Consider the following 18,207-nt stretch of genomic DNA (forward strand, 5'->3'; position numbering starts at 1 on the left):
ATGGAGCACACACGCCGTACACCTTTGCTGCGCAACGCCATCGGCCTGGGCATTGCCCTGCTGGTTGCCGATTCATCGGCCCAGGCCTATGAGCTTTACACCGACGAAGACACCACCGTCACCGGCAACTTCCTGGCGGTCTACGGGCTGTTCAACAGCCGCAAGAACTACGACGGCACCGCCGGCGGTTCGAGCTGGCGCGAAGGTTTCATCAAGTATGGCCTGAGTATCGACCAGACACTCGGCGGCCTGGGCAGTGTCTACGGGACGGCCAACCTGGTCAGCTCCGGCACTTGGGGCGATGGCGACGCAGCCGGCTTGAGCGACGGCTCCGAACGCACCACCAAGTTCGATGAAGCCTTTGCCGGCTGGCGTTCGGGGGATCTGTTCCCGGCATTGGGCAAGGACGGTGTCGACCTGTCCTACGGCCGCCAGGTGATCACCCTGGGCGACGGTTTCATCATCAACGACGATGGCCTGAACCTGGGCAAAGGCGTGGCCGATGGCGAGCTCAACCGTGGCGGCGCCTATTACCTGGCGGCCCGGCATGCCTTCGACAAAACCGCTGTAGTTCGCCTGGGCGGCAAGGAAGGCGTGCATGGCAGCCTGATGTGGATCAAGTCCGACAACCGCGCCCAGGCCAACACCGAGATGGCCGCCAGCACCCTGGAATACACCGCCGCGCCTGGCACCCTGGGGCTGACCTACATCCACGGCATCAATGTCGATGACCGCTACGCCAGCGACTTCCAGAAACAGCGCGAAGGCATGGACATCTACAGCCTGCGCGGCGCCGGGAATGCTGGCATCGAGAATGCCCACTTCTCCTTCGAGTATGCCTGGCAGGACAAGGACGCGGGCCCGGAGAAAGCCTGGTACACCGAAGCCGGCTACACCTTCGCCGACTTGCCCTGGACGCCGGACCTGACCTATCGCTACAGCCGCTATTCCAAGGACTGGGACTCGATGTTCAACGGGCAGAACCGCGGCTATGGCACCTGGTTCCAGGGTGAAGTGGCGGGCAACTATGCCGGCCCGTTCAACAGCAACACCGTCATCCAGCACGTAGGACTCAAGCTCAAGCCGGCGGAAACCGTGACCATCGGCGCACTGTTCTTCGACTACCAGACCCTGCATACCCGTGACGCGCTGAACCTTGATGCGCAGGAGCTGGACCTGTACGTGGAATGGGCGGTGAATGAACACCTGATCGTCACGCCGCTGGTGGGCCTGTACAAGCCCGAGAAGGATGCGGACAGCGGCGGCAATCAGGTCGGAGGCAACGGCACCAACGTCTACAGTCAGTTGGTGGTGGCGGTTCCGTTCTAGACGACCGACCGTAGGAGCTGCCGAAGGCTCGGGCCGCGTTCGGACGATCTTTTGATCTTTCGCTTTAGATGCAAGTGTCTTTGGAAAGATCGCAGCCTCGTTGCACTCGACAGCTCCTACGCAGCTCCACGGGATTGCGATTGCCTTGCTTATTTGTGCTGATGCAACATGGTCTGGATCTGATGAGTCGCCTGCCGGGTGCTCTGTGCCAGCTTGCGCACTTCATCGGCCACCACCGAGAAACCGCGCCCGACATCTCCGGCCCTGGCCGCCTCAATCGCGGCGTTCAAGGCGAGCAGATTGGTCTGGTCGGCAATGCCCTTGATCACCCCCACCACCGTGGCAATCTGGGCGTAGGTCACCTGGTTCTGTTCGAGCATGCGCTGATGGGTGGACTGGGCCGAGCGCTCATCGCTGATATCCCGCACCGCACCAATGACCCGCACCAGTTGCCCATGCGAGTCACGTACCGCCCGACCGCGTTCGCGGCACCAGATGTAATCCCGGGTCTTGTGGCGCATCCGGTATTCGAAGACGTATTCACCGCTGCCCTGGGAGCCAAGGATTTCCCGGTCGAAAATGGCCATGATCTTGGGTAAGTCGTCCGGGTGGGTGATGCCGACCTGGGCATCCCAGCCGTCGGGCAAATCATCCGGCCCATACCCCAGCAGCGAACGGAACTGACTGGAAAAGCGCATGCCACTGGCCGGGTGCTGGAGGTCACCGTTGACGACCGTGATATCCCAGCAGCCTTCTGTCAGGGTCGACTGCAGCAACTCCCAGATCTGCGCATCCTGGCGTTGTTGCTGCAGCTGCTGGCTCAGTTCATCCAAGCGAATTTCAAGCACCTGCTCGCGCTCAAGGGTTTGCTCCAATTGCTGGCGAACCCTGTGCAACTCACGCTCGCTGTGCTGCCATTGCAGGGTTTGCGCCTGTACTTGTGCATCGACCTGATGCAGATGTGCAGTCGCGCTCGCCATCTGTCGTGCATGCTGATCAAGGACGGTGCGCAGTTGCGGATACGCGTCGAGCTGCGGCGTGTCCTCCGTTTCGCCGGTCAGCACGCGTTGCACTTGTGCAGTCAACGCCAGTTTCTGTTTGTTGGTCTGGAGAAACATCGCCCGCCCCTATGCCATCAAGTCGAAACCCGGATCTGATCGCAAACCGGCCAGGCTGGCTTGTCCCTGCCTGCACGGGGCCTTGCTCCTGGCTGCCAACCACCCAGGCTGGCAGCCACAGACATACGGCGCGGCAGGCACAGTCAAGCTGGACGGTCCTGCCGGGATTACCCTCGGGGCTTTCCCTATTCGTGATCAGGAAACCCTCATGAGCGATATTGCCCTGCTGCCTCAGGTCCAAGCCTTCCTCGGTAGACATCACGCCCTGTTCATCGACGGTGGCTACGTCGAAAGCCAGAGCAACCAGACACTGGACGTCGTCAACCCCGCCACCGGCCAAGTCATCGCCCAGGTCAGCGACGCCACTCCCGGCGACATTGATGCGGCGGTGGAGTCGTCCCGCCGCGGCTTCAAGCAGTGGTCCCAAACGGCACCCGCAGTCCGCGGCCATGTGCTGCTCAAGTTGGCAGACCTGCTGGAACGCAACCGCGAAGAGCTGGCGCAGATCGAGACCTGCCAGTCGGGGAAGATCATCCACATCTCCCGGGCCTTCGAAGTCGACCAGGCCGCCCATTTCCTGCGTTACTACGCTGGCTGGGCGACCAAGATCAACGGCGAGACGATCACCCCATCACTGCCCTCCTTCGCTGGCGAACGCTACACCGCATTCACCTTGCGCGAACCAGTCGGAGTGGTGGTCGGTATCGTGCCGTGGAATTTTTCCACCATGATCGCCATCTGGAAACTGGCCTCAGCCCTGGTGACCGGTTGCAGCATCATCATCAAGCCCAGCGAGTTCACCCCGCTGACCATCCTGCGCATCGCTGAACTGGCCATCGAGGCCGGCCTTCCAGCCGGTGCCCTGAATGTGTTGACCGGCGGCGGACAGGTGGGCAAAGGGCTGATCGAACATCCGGGCACCAACAAGGTCTCGTTCACAGGTTCCGTGCCCACCGGCCTGGCGGTGGGCCAAGCGGCCATGGGCGCCGGGTTGACCCGTGCAACCTTGGAACTGGGCGGGAAGAATGCGGCGGGGTTCCTGCGTGATATCGATCCCGAGGTAGCGGTCAACGGCATCATCGAGGCGGGCTTTCTGCATTCGGGACAGATCTGCGCTGCAGCGGAACGGTTCTTTGTCCATCGCTCGCAGATCGAGACGATCATGGACAAACTGGCCCAGCGCCTGAGCAAACTCAGCATCGGCTCGCCTCTGGACGAACGCACCGAATTCGGCCCCGTGACCAACCGCCAGCACCAACACAAACTCGCAGAATTCTTCGCCAAGGCCCGCGCACAGAACAACACCATCGTCCACGGCGGCAAGCTGATCGATGGACCGGGTTGCTATGTGGAACCGACCATCATCCTCGCCAATCGCCGCGACGACAGCCTGCTCAACGAAGAAACCTTCGGCCCGATCGCCACGTTCTTTCCTTACGACAGTGAAGAGGAACTGCTGGAGCTGATGAACGACACCCCCTACGGCCTGAGCGCCAGCCTCTGGACCAACGATCTGGGCAAAGCCCTGCGCATGGTCCCCGCCATCGAAGCCGGCACGGTCTGGGTGAACATGCACACCCTGCTCGACCCGGCGGTGCCTTTTGGCGGCAGTAAATCTTCAGGGGTAGGCCGTGAATTCGGCAGTGCATTCATTGATGACTACACCGAACTGAAGTCGGTGATGATCCGCTACTGACCTTCAAGGGCTCTGGGACAACCCCAGAGCCCTACCCAGCAAAAATCCCCTTGTGGGAGCGAGCTTGCTCGCGATAACGGACTATCAGCCAACCATGATGCTGGAGCTGGCACCGCCATCGCGAGCAAGCTCGCTCCCACGGTTTCACCGCCGGCAGGCGTTGACCGGTGGGACTCGGCCGCGCCAGGGTTGGGCGCGTTCAAGTTGAGCGGCCAAGGCCAGCAAGGTGCTTTCCTCGCCAAAGCGACCGGCAAAATGCGCTCCCATCGGCAGGCCATTGGCGCTCCAGGACAACGGCACTGACATCGCCGGCTGACCGCTGGCGTTGAACAACGCAGTGAACGGCGCATAGCTGTGGTAGCGCTCAAGCAGTTGATCCAGGCTCATGCACACATCCTGCAGATCCAGTTCGCCAATCGGCACCGGTCCACGGGTCAGGACCGGGGTCAGGATCACGTCGTAATCCTGCATGAACACCGCCAACTGCCGGCCGAGGGCATGAATCCATTCCACCGCCGCGACATATTGGGCGCCGCTGACGTTGCCCTTGTCCCGCAAGATGATCCGGGTACGCACCTCCAGTTCTTCCGCCTGCACGGCGAACCCACGCATCTGGCCCAGCAAATCGACATAGCGACGGGTGCTTGCACCAATAATACTGAACACGTGGTCGAGAAACTCCAGCAACCCCACCGGCAGGCTCACCGGTTCGACACGGTGCCCCAAGGACTCGCACAGCCGCGCGGCCTCGCCCACCGCCTGAAGGCTCTGGGGTGACGTAGGCCAGGGCTCGAGTTGCTCGACCAGGGCAATGCGCAGCGGCTTGGGATCAGCCTGCACCGCCATCACATACGGCAACGCCTGGATCGGCGCGGCGTACGGCGCGCCCAGGTCCATTCCGGCGGTGGCATCCAGCAGCGCCGCACTGTCGCGCACCGACACAGTGATCGCATGAGGCGTGCCCATCCCGGCCCAGCCCTCGCCCATTATCGGCCCCGACGGCATCAGGCCACGGCTGGGCTTGAACCCGAACACGCCACAGCAAGACGCCGGCACGCGCAATGAACCGCCACCGTCGTTGCCGTGGGCAAACGGCACCACGCGGGCCGCCACCAGTGCCGCCGCACCACCGCTGGAGCCACCGGCGCTGTGGTCAGTGCTCCAGGGGTTGCGGGTGGCGCCGAAGCGCACGGATTCGGTGGTGTACGAGGTGCCGAACTCCGGAGAAGTACTGGTGCCCATCACCTGGCACCCGGCACGCCGCAACCGCGCCACGACTTCCGATTCAAAATCCGCACGACAGTCGCCCAGCGCCCGCGAACCGTTAGTCATCGCCGCGCCATCGACCGGTGAAAACAGGTCTTTGATCAAGGTCGGCACGCCGGCCAGCAGGCCTTGTCCGGCTTGAGGCTTGCGCGCCGCCTCCCGGGCCGAATCGTACAAGCGCTCGGCCACCGCATTGAGCTGCGGCTCGACCCGCTCCAGGCGCTCGATGGCCGTCTCCAGCAGTTCGCCGGGCTGAACCTCGCCACGCCTGACCCACTCGGCCAGCGCCGTGGCATCTTCAGTGTCCATCAAGTGGTGGATGTCTTGCATACCCATGTCTCAGGTTCCTTATGTCATGACGATTGATGTGATCGGAGAGTGCTTGCCTGCCCCTGGCCCCGTGCTCGCAGGCCGGCAACGACCCAGAGCAGCGCCAAGGCGAGACTGGCCAGGGCCAGCCACTGGATGGCGTGACGCAGGTCACCGGCGAAGACAACCACCGAGGCCACCACCAGCGGACTGACGAACTGGCCGATATACAGGCACGAGGTAAACCCGCCCAAACCGCGGCCACGGGTGCTTGCGGTCAAGGCATTCATCACTGGCGCCATCACATTGGGTACCAGTAGCCCGGCCCCCAGGCCCTGGATGAACACCGCCACCAGCACGGCGTTGTAGCTCTGCCCGCGCATCAGCAGCCACAGTCCCAGGCCCATCAGGCCGAGCAACAGCGCGTTGCAACCAGCGATGCCGAAGCGACGACGCAGCAACGGCCACATCAGCGAACCGCCCAAGGTCGCCAACAGGCTCAATCCCGCGGCCAGGCCGATCATCGTGCTGGAGGTGATACCCAGGCTGACCAATAGCATCGGCGCCTGGATCGGCATGATGAACGTCAGGACCATGCCGCCCAGGATCATCAGGTAGCCAACCAACAGCTGCAGCACGGCGACCTTGGCCGGTCCCGGCTCATCGATGCGCTGCTCGACCCTCTGTAGCTTCGCCACCGGCGGTTCCCACAGCACTTTCATCATTGCCGGCACCAGCAGCAATGGCAGCAAATACAGGAAGAACGGCGTGCGCCACGAATGCTCGCCGAGCACCCCGCCCACCACGAAAAACAGCGCCCCCACCAGGCCGATGGTCACCACCTGCCGGTTGACGTAGCGCAACCGCTCATCGCCCTGCCAATAGTCCGCGATCAAGGTGGCGCAGCAGGTCATCACTGCCGCCTCCGTGCAACCGAACAACAGCCGCACACCGACAATCGACGGCAGGCTATCGAGCAACGCCGGCAACGCGCCGAGCAAGGCGTAGAGCACCGTGGCGATCACCAGCAAGGCCTTGCGCCCGACGCGGTCGGCCAACCAGCCAGCCAACGGTGCGCACACGGCAATCGCCAAGGCCGGGCCGGTAATCGCCAACGGCACCAATAGATCGGCGCGCGATTCCATGGGCCCAAATTCGGCGCCCAACCTGGGCAGGATGGGCGTGACCATCACCGCCCCCATGATCGTCAGGCTGCTGCCCAGCATCAGCACCAGCCCTTCACGCCAACTGGCCTGGCGGGACGGGGTGGCCGCCGTTGAAACGGAATTTGATTGGTTCATGGCGAGCCCCTTTTAGAAACTTTGAGAAATACGCAGCGCCGCGGTGTAGCCCTCGGCGCGGTTCCGCGCATCGAGCTCCTTGTAGACGTGCAGCCACACCGGAGGTATGCCGGGCTTGAAGTAGCTCACTGCCGGCCCGACCGCCAACACCCGGGCGCGATTGCCCGCTTCCAGGCCCGGCGCATCGTCATCGGTGAATTGCCGGTAGTAATAGCCGCCCACACCCACGGTCCACGGGCCAACGTGTTGACCCACGGCGAATTCGTGGCGGTACTCGACGCCATTCTTGTAGTCGGTGGCGTGGTTGCGGGTGTTGATGTCGGCTTCGAAACTGGAAGACACCTCGAAACCGCTGTCGGAGATGTAGGTGGCGTTGAGGATCGGCGAGAAGGTCCAGTGGTTGACGCCCGGCGAGATCAAGCGATTCTTGTCGTAGTCGCCTGTGGGGGCCTGGATCTGGAACTGGGCATTGACGAACAGGTTCGGCGAAAGGGTCCATTGCAGGATCACCGGCAGCACCTGGATATCAGCCATGCGAAACGGATCGGCCGCAAGGTCCAGCGGGCCGACAGGCGTCTGCACCTGTACCGAGGCATCAATCTGGAAAAACGGCACGACAGCGCCGAAGCCATATTTGGCGCCCAGCACGGTGTAATCGGTCATGCGCATGTAGGCGGCGGCGATGGACAACAAATCCAGGGATAAATTGTTGTCCACGGACTTGCCGTGGCGATCTTTCTGCACGTTGGCCGAATAGAACGCGGTGCGCAGGCCGACGGTGCCAAAGGGCGTGGCCGGCGGCATCATGCCCGCACCGAAATCGTAGACCCCGACCGCCGTGGTCGGCGCGCCGTTTTCGGTGCCATGGGCAGCGCCACAAACAGCAATCAACCCCAGGCTTAACCAGGTACTGCGCAAGACGTTGGTTTTATAATTTTTTTGATACATCGAATGCCCCTCCAACCAAGTGGTGTTGGGGTCATCCTAGGGAGCCGGCCGGTCAGCCGTTATCCGTTTTCAGCACAGATGCGTGCGACGCAGGGTTTGTGAAGGGGTCTCGCCGAACAGCACCCGATAGTCGCTGGAAAACCGGCTCAAATGCCAGAAGCCCCAGCGTGCCGCCACCTCCTGTACACCCCGGGCATGGCCGCCGCTGCGCAGTTCACGACGCACGGCATTGAGGCGCAACGCCCGCAAATAGGCCACGGGATTGATGCCCAACGTCTCCTGGAAGCAATACTGCAGTTTTCGTCGGCTGGCACCGATGTGGTTGCACAGGTCGAGGATCGACAGCGGCTCATCAACATGGGTCAAGGCGTACTCCCGGGCGCGGTCGACCATGCGCTTGCGTGCCGTGGGGGGAGCGGCGGTGCCTCATCCGGTGCCACCAGTTCCAGTATGTGCAGCATCACCGTGTCACGCAGGCCACGGCGAATCGATTCGTAACCCAGCAATGAATCACGCCCCTGCCTGCCGCCTTCAAGTTCATCGAACAACGCCGCAAGCTCGGCTGGCAGCGTCGAGTTGCCCAGACGGTAACACTTGGGAAGATCGGTAATTCGAAAGCGACTGCGCTGTCGTTCCAGCACATGCTCCAACGCCTGCTCTTCGATGGCGACACTGAGCAGATCGAGATGCTGGGGCGTGCGCAGCTCGGGCAGGTTCTGGCCACGGGCGACCATCAGGCTGGGCTCGATGATCGGGTGCCCGGAGCAAAAGACCGGCCCATCGGCACTCAGTGGCACGCTGAAGGTGATGGCACCCTCCCAGGCCATGCCTTGCTTGGCCAGTGCCTGATTAGAGCGGTCGCGCACCAGTTGCATCCAGTCCGAACGGAACTCGACCAACTCGCCTTCGAAGCGCCCGGGGGTCAACTGGTCATAGCAAACCTGCCAGCCGCCCATGTTGCGGGCGTGCTCATCGATGTCTGCGGTACGGAACCGATTGATCGGCAGCGTCGGCAACAGGTCCGACGAGATCGCTGGCTGCGCCATGTTGGAGTTGTTCATTGACCCGACCTTTGATGATTCCAGGGCTTACGGGTCAAAGCTCAGGCAAGTTCCATTCCGCCCCGTGGGCCGGTCGGGAAATTGTGCCGAAAACGGATAATCGACCAGGGTTCAGCTGCCTGCGCCGGCATGGGCCTCTTCAAAGAAATAGTCCTTCCAGCTGTCGGCCTGGTTTTTCAGCACGCCCAGGTCATGCAGCTTCTCGGCATAGATGTAGGTGCGTTGCGGGACGACGGTGAAGTCGATTTCGGGGTCAGTGACGATTTTTTCCACCAGCGGCAGCGGCAACTTGGACTGTTCTACGCGGATGTAGGTCTGGGCAGCGGCCGGCTTGTCGGCCTTGATGATGCCTTGCGCCTCCACCAGGGCGTCGTAGAACGCCTTGTAGGTCTTGGGGTTTTCGTCGTGGAATTTTTCCGTGGTGTAGAGCACGTTGAACGTCGCCGGCCCGCCCAGCACATCATAGGAGCTGAGCACCTTGTGTACGTTGGGGCTTTGCAGTGCCTGATACTGGAACGGCGGGCTGGAGAAGTGCGAATTGATCTCCGACTGGCCGGCGACCAGCGCCGCCGTCGCATCCGGGTGCGGGAGGCTGACCGAGATATCGTCGAACTTCTTGAAGTGATCGTTCCCGAACACCTTGGCGGTTTCGATCTGCAATGTGCGCGACTGGAACCCGACACCCGCCGCCGGGACGGCGATCCGGTCCTTGTCGGTGAAGTCCTTGAGGCTCTTCACGTTCGGGTTATTGGTCAACAGATAGTTGGGCATCGACCCCAGCGAGGCGATGGCCTTGACGTTCTGCTTGCCACGGGTCCGATCCCAGATCGTCAGCATCGGCGGAACGCCCGCCGACACCACATCCAGGGCACCCGTCAGCAAGGCCTCGTTCATGGCCGTTGCGCCGGAAATGCTGTTCCAGTCCACCTTGATATCGAGGCCCTGGGCCTTGCCATGTTTCTCGATCAACTGCTGGTCACGCACCACGTCGAGGATCAGGTAGCCAATGCCAAATTGCTGGGCGATGCTGATCTTGCCTTCGGCGTGGGCCAAGGAATTGAGCAGCGCAGTGGCCGCCAGGGAAACCAACAAGGTGAGCGCAGAACGCTTGAAAGCCATGGTCTGGTGAACCTCACAGTAAGTGGAAAAGACTGAGATCACGACTTTAAAGCTATAAAAATATTAATTTAAATACCGGAATAGCATATCAATAGTACCTAAATGTTCGGCATCCGAACCCATGAAATCGCACTCACGGGTACGATCACTTGATAATCTTGCAAACCTCCCCTGACGAACACCCAGCGCAAAGCGATCATGAACGAGATGACCCTGGACGTCGGCATCGCTGCCGAGTCCATTTCCCAACCGCGCACACTGGTATTCCTGGCTTATCCGCAGATGGGTCTGCTGGACCTGACCGGCGCCCAGACCGTTTTCTGGGCCGCCACCAAAGCCATGACTGAACGCGGCCTGCCCGGCTACACCCTGCACACCGCAAGCTTGGAAGGCGGGTTGATGCAGACCGCCGAAGGCTTGGTCGTGGATACCCGTGCCCTGCACGAGCTCGACGGGACGCTCATCGACACGTTGATCGTGCCTGGCGCACCGGACATACGGCAGGCGATGATTGACTGTGTCGACCTGGTGCAATGGCTGCGCAACGCCTCGGTCACGGCCCGGCGCACCGCATCGGTATGCAGCGGCACCTTCCTCATGGCCCAGGCCGGCTTACTGGACGGACGCCGCGCCGCCACCCATTGGGCCATGTGCGACATGCTCAAGAGCGGCTTCCCCTCGATTGAAGTGGACCTGGACGCGATCTTCATCCAGCAGGACGCAGTGTGGACCTCGGCCGGTGTCAGCGCCGGCATCGACATGGCCCTGGCTCTGGTCGAAGCCGATTGTGGGCGCGAGGTGTCCCTGCAGGTGGCCCGTGAGCTGGTGGTGTTTCTCAAGCGGCCCGGGGGACAAGCGCAGTTCAGCCAACTGTTGCAGTTGCAGATGCAGGACAGCGCCGGGTTCGACGAACTGCACGCCTGGATGACCGAACACCTGGATGACGACAATCTCACCGTCGAACGACTGGCCCGCCAGGCAAGGATGAGCCCACGCAATTTTGCCCGGGTCTACAAACGCCAGACCGGACGAACCCCGGCCAAAGCCGTCGAGATGTTCCGCCTTGAAGCCGCGCGTCGAATGCTGGAAGACTCCCAGCGCAACATCGACCAGATCGCCCGATCCTGCGGCTTCGGTGACGAGGAACGAATGCGTCACACCTTCCAGCGCCATCTCTCGATTTCCCCCCGGGAGTATCGCAACCGGTTTTCCCGCTGAGCGCGAACCCCTTACGGTACGGTCCCGTCAGGCCACTCTCCTCGAGTTCTCCCGCGGGTCGGCCTGCTCGGCCAGGAACGCGCTGCAACGCGAACGTAGCCAGCGCTCCCCCGGATCATTGTGCGAGGCGCCGCGCCAGACCATGGAAAGCTCGTGCTGTGGCAAGCAGATCGGAGCCGCTTGCGCCCTCATGCCGGTCGTCACCGCCATCGCCCGGGCAACGTAATCCGGCACAATGGCTATCATGTCGCTCTGGGCCAACAGCACGGGCAAGGCGCTGAATTGCGGGACAGTCAACACCACCCGACGCTGGCGGCCCATCAGGCATAACGCGCGATCCGAGTCATCGATGACATTGCCCATGGACGACACAATCGCATGGGGCCGACGGCAGAACTCGTCCAGCGTCAGTTCACCGGGCTGCGAATCGGCGCGCAACAGCATCGGTCGAATCGGCCGCAGCAACTTGCGTCGGGCATTGGCCGGCAGCTCCAAGGTCGGGCTGATTCCCAGAGAAATCTCACCGCTGGCCATCAGTTGGGACAACTGCCATTGATCGGTCCGGCGCACAACCAATGTGGTGCCCGGTGCCTCGGCCCGCAGGCGGCGCAACAGCTCCGGCAACAGTGCGTACTCGACGTCATCGCACAGCCCGATATGGAAGGTCGCCTCGCTGGTGGCCGGCTCGAACGCCTGACAATGGCTCAAGGCGGCAGCGATGCCGTCCAGCGCCGGTGACAGATTGGAGAAGATTTCCTGGGCCCGGGAGGTCGGTTCCATCAGCCGTCCCGAACGGATGAACAACGGATCATCGAACATCAACCGCAAGCGCGCCAGGGCACTGCTGATCGTTGGCTGGCCGAGAAACAGCTTTTCGCTGACGCGGGTAACGTTTTGCTCGTGCATCATGGTTTCGAAGACCACAAGCAAATTGATGTCAGCACGACGCAAGTCATTTCTGTTCATCATAGTCATCGCCTCAGGCGCCAGGCCATTGAGTCAGAAGTGAACAAGATCACCGCCCAGGCCCTTCATCAAGGCACGGCGGCGACGAGGTGTTGAAAGCGTAATCCCCGGGGCAGGCCAGTGTCTGTCGTACGTGGGGACACTCGACTCACCCTTTGGGCGGCGTCATCGATACTTAGGTATATACCCAGGCCCTGTGGCAAACAGCGCCGGTTGTGGCGAGGGAGTCCCCGCCACGTCTTCGACGCTGCGCTGTCGCGCAGGGAACTAGAGCGACGTCCACGAGATATCTGTTTTTGATCGTTCCCACGCTCTGCGTGGGAATGCATCCCGTGACGCTCTGCGTCACACTCCAGAAGCGGAACGCGGGGCGTCCCTGGCGACATTCCCACGCAGGAGCGTGGGAACGATCGATATGTATTTTCAGCCTTAAAAATCACATGGTTGCAATTTATTCCATGAGAGCTTGCTCCCGCTGGACTGCGCCGCGGCCCCTCTCCTCGGCGCGACTTGGCGGGATTTCAGGGTTTTATGTCCTACCTCAGACAAAGGGCCACTTCTAAGATACGAACCGATGCTCTGTCTCCCCGACATCCCAGAGCGAGACCCCGTAAAAACAAAAGGTCTGCCAGCGTGCCCCTACCCTCCGCGATGCTCAAGAACGTCTATGACAGCCTTCGATACCCCCCATGCCAGAGCGGGCCGCGACCGACGATGGGAATCAGTACCCACCCGTTGGTCAACGCCCTCGGCTGGTTGGTAGGCCTGGTGGTGGCCTGCGGGGTTGTCATCATCAACTCCGAAACCCATTCCGACCTGGCCCCGACTCTGCTGTACATCACCTTGTTGTTGATGGCGGCCAACTTGTTTTCAATCAACTTGGTGATCGCCGTCGCGCTGATGAGCATGTTCTTGCTCACCGCAATGTTCTTGTACAACGGCGACTATCACCGCTGGGAATCGACCACCGGTTTCTTCCGCTGCCTGACCGCATTGTCGGCCATCGCGTTCCTGGCCTTGCGCAGCAAGCAGGCGTCCGACAGCCTGCGGCATAACGAGGCTTACCTGATCGGCGCCCAGCGCCTGAGCCAGACCGGCAGCGTGGGCTTTCGCGGTGATCGGAAAGAGATGTCCTGGTCGGAGGAATCGGCACGGATCTTCGAATACCCACCCAGCAGGACGCCGACGGTGTCGATGATGCTGGAGCGTACCCATCCTGAAGACCTGGAGTTGGCACGCGGGGTTTTCTTGCAGGCCGCCGGCGGCGAACCACAGATCGAGGTCAAGCTGCGCCTGCTGATGCCTGATGGACGTATCAAGCATATCCACATGATCGCCAGTCCACTGCTCGTCCAGCATGGCCGTTTCCAGTACCTCGGCGCACTCATGGACGTCACCGCCAGCAAGCTGGCCGAAGAAGCATTGTTCCGCGCCCAGAGCCAACTGGCCCACGTCACTCGCTTGACCTCCCTGGGGGAAATGGCCGCGTCCATTGCCCACGAGGTCAACCAGCCACTGACGGCCATCACCAGCAGCGGCGAGGCCTGCCGCAGATGGCTCGAACGTCCGGAACCTGATCTCGATGAGGCCCTGGATTGCCTCGACCGGATCGTCGCCAACGGCTGTCGTGCCAGCGAGGTCATCAGCGGTATCAGGGCGCTGTCGCGCAAGTGCGATCCGTTGCGCCAACCCGAACGGCTGGACGACATCGTCCGCGAGACCCTGAACCTGGTCCAGCAACAACTGACGCATCATAAAGTCCGGGCAAAGCTGGACCTGGCAGCGACGGACGGCCAGGTCAGCGCAGACCGGGTGCAACTGCAGCAAGTGATCATCAACCTGATCATCAATGCCTGTCACGCCATGGACGGGGTCAAGGTACACGCACGAATCCTGCACATACGCACCTGGACAGAGGATGACGAAGCGCTGCTGGAGGTGACCGACCACGGAACCGGCATTGCTCCCGAAGTCCTGCCGTCCTTGTTCAATGCGTTTTTTACCACCAAGGAAAACGGCCTGGGCATGGGCCTTTCCATCTGCCGGTCCATCATCGACTTCCATGACGGCAGGCTCTGGGCGACCAGCGAAACCGACCAAGGCACCTCGTTCAGGTTCGCGCTGCCGCTGCTCGCTTGCACCACCCTGGCAGGGAACGCCCAATGACCCCCACACACACCCACCCGGTCATCGACCATGCCCCCGTCGTCTACATCGTCGACGACGACGCACCGCTGCGCCAATCCCTCGGCAGCCTGCTGCGCTCCATTGGCCTGCAGGTCCACTTGTTCGGTTCGGTCGCGCAGTTCATGAACCATCCCCGGCTCGACCTGCCCAGTTGCCTGATACTGGATGTGCGGCTGCAAGGCGCCAGCGGCCTGGATTGCCAACGCGAACTGGCCGCGGCCAACGTTCACCTGCCAATCGTGTTCATGACCGGTTACGGTGACATCGCCATGACCGTGCGGGCAATGAAGGCCGGTGCCGTGGATTTCCTCGCCAAACCGTTTCGCGAGCAGGACCTGATCGATGCCGTAGCCGCCGCCCATCAGCAGGACCGGCTGCGGCACGAGTCCAAACGCAGCCACCAGCAACTTCTTGATCGCTACGCCGCATTGACGCCCCGGGAGCAGCAGGTCATGGCGCTGGCAGCGTCGGGCTTGATGAACAAGCAGATCGCCGGGGAAATAGGCTTGAGTGAAATCACGGTCAAGATTCACCGCGGCCAAGCCATGCGCAAAATGTGCGCACGTTCGTTCGCCGAGCTGGTGCGCATGGCTCAGGTACTGGAATTGCGTGGCGAGCAGTAGAAAGTTCATACCCACGTATACTTGGCGGGCCCATTGGACGGCGTATCTTGCACTGATAACGGGCGCCTTTATGGCTACCTGATATCACCCCAGGTATCGACATGTCCAACACCGCAATCATTTCAATTATTGATGATGATGAATCAGTTAGAATTGCCCTGGATGGTTTGTTGCGTTCCCACGGATATTCAGTTGAATCATACGCCAGCGCCTTGGATTTTTTATCTTCCTGCGAACTTGAAAATACAGCCTGCCTGATATCGGATATACAAATGCCCGGCATGACGGGTATTCAGATGTACGATCGCCTGTCGGCCCTGGGCGTTAATATCCCGATCATTTTCATTACCGGATACCTCGGCGTGCCGCCCCGTACCAGCGCTGCTGCGCCGGAGCCGGTGGCGTTTTTCCCGAAGCCCTTCGACTGCGCTGAATTGATCGCCTGTATCGAATCGGTACTGGCCCGGTCTGCTTGACTGCGCCGCACCCTCATACCTTCGTATAGATCACACCTACCCAAGCATGGGCCCGATGACCTTATGTAGAAGTGTTAAACACAGCTCCGATCAATATGATTTCCTACAGCGAACCGAAACTGAATGTGCTTGATGTGAATACATTGAAGCCAGGCGTTTCTGGAGTACTTCGCGCCACGGTCACGCTGAACAGATTAATTCATTCAACGTATCGATTTTGTCTTCGGGAGCAAATCATGAAACAGCAAATTCTGGTTATTGGTGCTGGCTTCGGCGGAGTATGGAGCGCATTGAGCGCGGCCCGCCTGCTGGACCAGCATGATCGAAATGACGTGCAGATTACTGTCCTGGCGCCCCAGGCGGAATTGCGCATCCGGCCTCGTTTCTATGAGCCGGACGTCCACACCATGATGGCTCGGCTGGACGGACTGTTCGATGCAGTGGGCGTGAAGTTCGTACAGGGCTCGGCGAGCAGTATCGACGTCGAGGGCAAACGGGTCGGCTACGTGGACGTATTCGGTACCCAGGGCAGCCTGGGTTACGACCGATTGGTCCTGGCGGCGGGCAGCAAACTGTTTCGCCCCGATCTCAAAGGCATGCTCGAACATGCCTTCGACGTCGATGAGATCGAACAGGCAACGCGCCTCGAAGCCCACATCAAGTCCCTCAAAAACCTGCCGGACAGTCCAGCCCGCAACACCGTGGTGGTGGCCGGCGGCGGCTTCACCGGCATCGAAACCGCCACCGAAATGCCGACCCGCCTGCGGGCCGCCCTGGGTGAGGACGCGAACATCCGGGTCATCGTGGTGGATCGCGCGCCGCAGATCGGCGCGTCGTTGGGCGACGGTATTCGCCCCTCCGTGATCGAAGCGTCCGATCACCTGGGCATCGAGTGGATCCTCAATGCTTCGGTCGACTCGGTGGATGCCGGCGGTGTCACCCTGTCGAACGGCCAGCGTATCGAGTCCAATACCGTGATCTGGACCGTGGGTTTCCGTGCCCACCCGCTGACCCAGCAAGTGCCAGGCACCCGCGATCACCAAGGCCGCCTGCACGTCGACGGCCATCTGAAAGTGTTGGGACAAAACGACATATTCGCCACCGGTGACGTGGCCTACGCCGCCACCGACACACTGGGCAATTACGCGGCGATGTCTTGCCAGCACGCCATATCCCTGGGGCGCTACGCCGGCAACAACGTCGCGGCCGACCTGCTGGGTGTGGCGCCGATGCCCTACAGCCAACCCAAGTACGTGACCTGCCTGGACCTGGGCGCCTGGGGCGCGGTGTATACCGAAGGTTGGGATCGCCAACTCAAGCTGGTCGGGCAGGAAGCCAAGGATCTCAAGACCCAGATCAACAGTGTGTGGATCTACCCGCCCGCCGCCGACCGCGCGGCGGCCCTGGCGGCGGCTGACCCGTTGATTCCGGTGGCCTGACCCTTGCGCCCTTCCCCGGCCAGTCTCTCCTTTCTGCGCCGGGCTTTCCCAGACGCCTGCCAATGATTCTTCGGCGGGCGTTTTTTGGGCTGGCTTCTCCCCAAGCCAGTCTGAATATCGTCACTGCCCAGCAAAATCCGTATCAATGCCCACCCCCGGCCCACTGAGCACAAGGTAAGGTAGGCAGAAACCATCCGGATCGAGGTGTGCCGTGGCGTCCTATTCCTTGCGTCAGCTGAAGTACTTTGTCACCACCGTTGAATGTGGCAGCGTCGCTGAGGCATCCCGCAAGCTGTACATCGCCCAGCCATCGATTGCCACCGCCATCAAGGGGCTGGAGGACAGCTTCGGCGTGCAATTGCTCATCCGTCATCACGCCCAGGGCGTATCGTTGACGCCCGGCGGCGCGCGCTTCTATCGCAAGGCCCAGGAACTGTTGCGCATGGCCCGGGAGTTCGAGCAGAACGCCCTGGCCGATAACGATGTGGTCAGTGGGCAAATCGACATCGGCTGCTTCGAAACCGTCGCCCCGCTCTACCTGCCGCGCCTGATCGCGGGCTTTCGCCAGCGCTTCCCGGGGGTGGAGATCCGCGTGCAGGACGGCGAGCAACAGGAACTGGTGCAAGGTTTGACGGGTGGACGTTTCGACCTGGCGATTTTCTATGAGCACGACCTCGACAGCACCATCGAGACCGAGGCGTTGACGGCACCGCAACGGCCCTATGCGTTATTGCCGGCTGGGCATCGCTTCGCCGATCAGGCCCAGGTCTCGCTGCGTGACCTGGCGCTGGAACCGATGATCCTGCTGGACGTACAGCCCAGCCGGACCTATTTCGTGAGCATCTTCGAGGAGCTGGGCCTGACGCCCAACATTGTCTTCAGCTCGCCGTCCATCGAGATGGTCCGTGGCATGGTCGGCCAGTCTTTCGGTTTTGCCGTGCTGGTGACCCGCCCGCACTCCACCTGCACCTACGATGGGCAACACCTGGTGTGCGTCGACATCGCCGAGGACGTGACCGGTTCGGCCTTGGTGGCGGGTTGGCTCAAACGCACCCACCTGACCAAACCGGCCCAGTTGTTCGTGGATTACTGCAAGGAACAGTTCAGGCAATGGCTGGCCTGAACCCTGTGGCGAGGAAGCGTTGATCGTC

At 61.5% G+C, this 18,207-nt stretch carries 13 protein-coding genes and 2 pseudogenes; 8 read left to right on the plus strand and 7 right to left on the minus strand.

Features of this window, described 5'->3' with window-relative positions; genetic code table 11:
* Positions 1–1,329: an alginate export family protein gene (locus AB4O22_RS11945; RefSeq protein ID WP_460096365.1), complete on the plus strand. Its 1,329-nt coding sequence runs from the start codon at positions 1–3 to the stop codon at positions 1,327–1,329.
* A gap of 158 nt (positions 1,330–1,487) precedes the next feature.
* Here AB4O22_RS11945 and AB4O22_RS11950 read toward each other — a convergent pair.
* Positions 1,488–2,447 (minus strand): annotated as a pseudogene (locus tag AB4O22_RS11950) (methyl-accepting chemotaxis protein); the annotation flags it as partial.
* A 208-nt stretch (positions 2,448–2,655) separates the two neighbouring features.
* Between AB4O22_RS11950 and AB4O22_RS11955 the strand changes: the two are divergent.
* On the plus strand, positions 2,656–4,143 hold the full coding sequence (locus AB4O22_RS11955) for an aldehyde dehydrogenase family protein (RefSeq protein ID WP_028237006.1): 1,488 nt from the start codon (positions 2,656–2,658) through the stop codon (positions 4,141–4,143).
* Between the two features lie 144 nt (positions 4,144–4,287).
* On the opposite strand, the gene AB4O22_RS11960 is transcribed toward AB4O22_RS11955, so the two are convergent.
* The 5 genes and pseudogenes from AB4O22_RS11960 to AB4O22_RS11980 form a co-directional block, all read right to left on the minus strand.
* Positions 4,288–5,745 (minus strand): amidase, encoded by a 1,458-nt coding sequence (locus AB4O22_RS11960; protein WP_223471913.1) that lies wholly within the window; start codon positions 5,743–5,745, stop codon positions 4,288–4,290.
* A 17-nt stretch (positions 5,746–5,762) separates the two neighbouring features.
* Positions 5,763–7,019 (minus strand): MFS transporter, encoded by a 1,257-nt coding sequence (locus AB4O22_RS11965; RefSeq protein ID WP_223471912.1) that lies wholly within the window; start codon positions 7,017–7,019, stop codon positions 5,763–5,765.
* Positions 7,020–7,031: 12 nt separating this feature from the next.
* The gene (locus AB4O22_RS11970) at positions 7,032–7,967 is read right to left on the minus strand and encodes a SphA family protein (RefSeq protein ID WP_460096366.1); all 936 of its coding nucleotides are present in this window, start codon (positions 7,965–7,967) and stop codon (positions 7,032–7,034) included.
* Between the two features lie 69 nt (positions 7,968–8,036).
* A pseudogene (locus tag AB4O22_RS11975) lies at positions 8,037–9,028 on the minus strand (helix-turn-helix domain-containing protein).
* A 111-nt stretch (positions 9,029–9,139) separates the two neighbouring features.
* Positions 9,140–10,147, minus strand: coding sequence for an ABC transporter substrate-binding protein (locus AB4O22_RS11980; protein WP_460096368.1), 1,008 nt, complete (start codon positions 10,145–10,147; stop codon positions 9,140–9,142).
* Between the two features lie 207 nt (positions 10,148–10,354).
* On the opposite strand from AB4O22_RS11980, the gene AB4O22_RS11985 reads away from it, so the two are divergent.
* Positions 10,355–11,365, plus strand: a complete 1,011-nt coding sequence (locus tag AB4O22_RS11985) for a GlxA family transcriptional regulator (protein ID WP_460097815.1) — start codon at positions 10,355–10,357, stop codon at positions 11,363–11,365.
* Positions 11,366–11,392: 27 nt separating this feature from the next.
* Here AB4O22_RS11985 and AB4O22_RS11990 read toward each other — a convergent pair whose 3' ends face one another.
* Positions 11,393–12,334: a LysR family transcriptional regulator gene (locus tag AB4O22_RS11990; RefSeq protein WP_317846382.1), complete on the minus strand. Its 942-nt coding sequence runs from the start codon at positions 12,332–12,334 to the stop codon at positions 11,393–11,395.
* A gap of 711 nt (positions 12,335–13,045) precedes the next feature.
* Here AB4O22_RS11990 and AB4O22_RS11995 point away from each other — a divergent pair.
* The 5 genes from AB4O22_RS11995 to AB4O22_RS12015 all read left to right on the plus strand — a co-directional run bounded on the left by AB4O22_RS11995 (position 13,046) and on the right by AB4O22_RS12015 (position 18,179).
* Positions 13,046–14,497, plus strand: coding sequence for a sensor histidine kinase (locus AB4O22_RS11995; RefSeq protein ID WP_411740640.1), 1,452 nt, complete (start codon positions 13,046–13,048; stop codon positions 14,495–14,497).
* On the plus strand, positions 14,494–15,141 hold the full coding sequence (locus AB4O22_RS12000; RefSeq protein ID WP_223471906.1) for a response regulator transcription factor: 648 nt from the start codon (positions 14,494–14,496) through the stop codon (positions 15,139–15,141). Before AB4O22_RS11995 ends, AB4O22_RS12000 begins: the two co-directional genes overlap by 4 nt.
* Positions 15,142–15,242: 101 nt before the next feature.
* On the plus strand, positions 15,243–15,617 hold the full coding sequence (locus tag AB4O22_RS12005) for a response regulator transcription factor (protein WP_460096369.1): 375 nt from the start codon (positions 15,243–15,245) through the stop codon (positions 15,615–15,617).
* A 236-nt stretch (positions 15,618–15,853) separates the two neighbouring features.
* Positions 15,854–17,056: an NAD(P)/FAD-dependent oxidoreductase gene (locus AB4O22_RS12010; RefSeq protein WP_460096370.1), complete on the plus strand. Its 1,203-nt coding sequence runs from the start codon at positions 15,854–15,856 to the stop codon at positions 17,054–17,056.
* A gap of 211 nt (positions 17,057–17,267) precedes the next feature.
* Complete coding sequence (locus AB4O22_RS12015; RefSeq protein WP_003201562.1) at positions 17,268–18,179, plus strand: LysR substrate-binding domain-containing protein; 912 nt, start codon at positions 17,268–17,270, stop codon at positions 18,177–18,179.
* Positions 18,180–18,207 lie beyond the last annotated feature (28 nt).

The sequence above is a fragment of the Pseudomonas sp. S3_B11 genome (assembly GCF_054667715.1).

Excerpts from the sequence above, each read along its gene's own strand:
- AB4O22_RS11990 (WP_317846382.1), bottom strand. The coding sequence starts at position 12,334 with ATGATGAACAGAAATGACTTGCGTCGTGCTGACATCAATTTGCTTGTG.
- AB4O22_RS11980 (WP_460096368.1), bottom strand. The coding sequence starts at position 10,147 with ATGGCTTTCAAGCGTTCTGCGCTCACCTTGTTGGTTTCCCTGGCGGCC.
- AB4O22_RS11945 (WP_460096365.1), top strand. The coding sequence starts at position 1 with ATGGAGCACACACGCCGTACACCTTTGCTGCGCAACGCCATCGGCCTG.
- AB4O22_RS12000 (WP_223471906.1), top strand. The coding sequence starts at position 14,494 with ATGACCCCCACACACACCCACCCGGTCATCGACCATGCCCCCGTCGTC.
- AB4O22_RS11995 (WP_411740640.1), top strand. The coding sequence starts at position 13,046 with ATGGGAATCAGTACCCACCCGTTGGTCAACGCCCTCGGCTGGTTGGTA.
- AB4O22_RS11960 (WP_223471913.1), bottom strand. The coding sequence starts at position 5,745 with ATGGGTATGCAAGACATCCACCACTTGATGGACACTGAAGATGCCACG.
- AB4O22_RS11970 (WP_460096366.1), bottom strand. The coding sequence starts at position 7,967 with ATGTATCAAAAAAATTATAAAACCAACGTCTTGCGCAGTACCTGGTTA.
- AB4O22_RS11965 (WP_223471912.1), bottom strand. The coding sequence starts at position 7,019 with ATGAACCAATCAAATTCCGTTTCAACGGCGGCCACCCCGTCCCGCCAG.
- AB4O22_RS12010 (WP_460096370.1), top strand. The coding sequence starts at position 15,854 with ATGAAACAGCAAATTCTGGTTATTGGTGCTGGCTTCGGCGGAGTATGG.
- AB4O22_RS11985 (WP_460097815.1), top strand. The coding sequence starts at position 10,355 with ATGACCCTGGACGTCGGCATCGCTGCCGAGTCCATTTCCCAACCGCGC.
- AB4O22_RS11955 (WP_028237006.1), top strand. The coding sequence starts at position 2,656 with ATGAGCGATATTGCCCTGCTGCCTCAGGTCCAAGCCTTCCTCGGTAGA.
- AB4O22_RS12005 (WP_460096369.1), top strand. The coding sequence starts at position 15,243 with ATGTCCAACACCGCAATCATTTCAATTATTGATGATGATGAATCAGTT.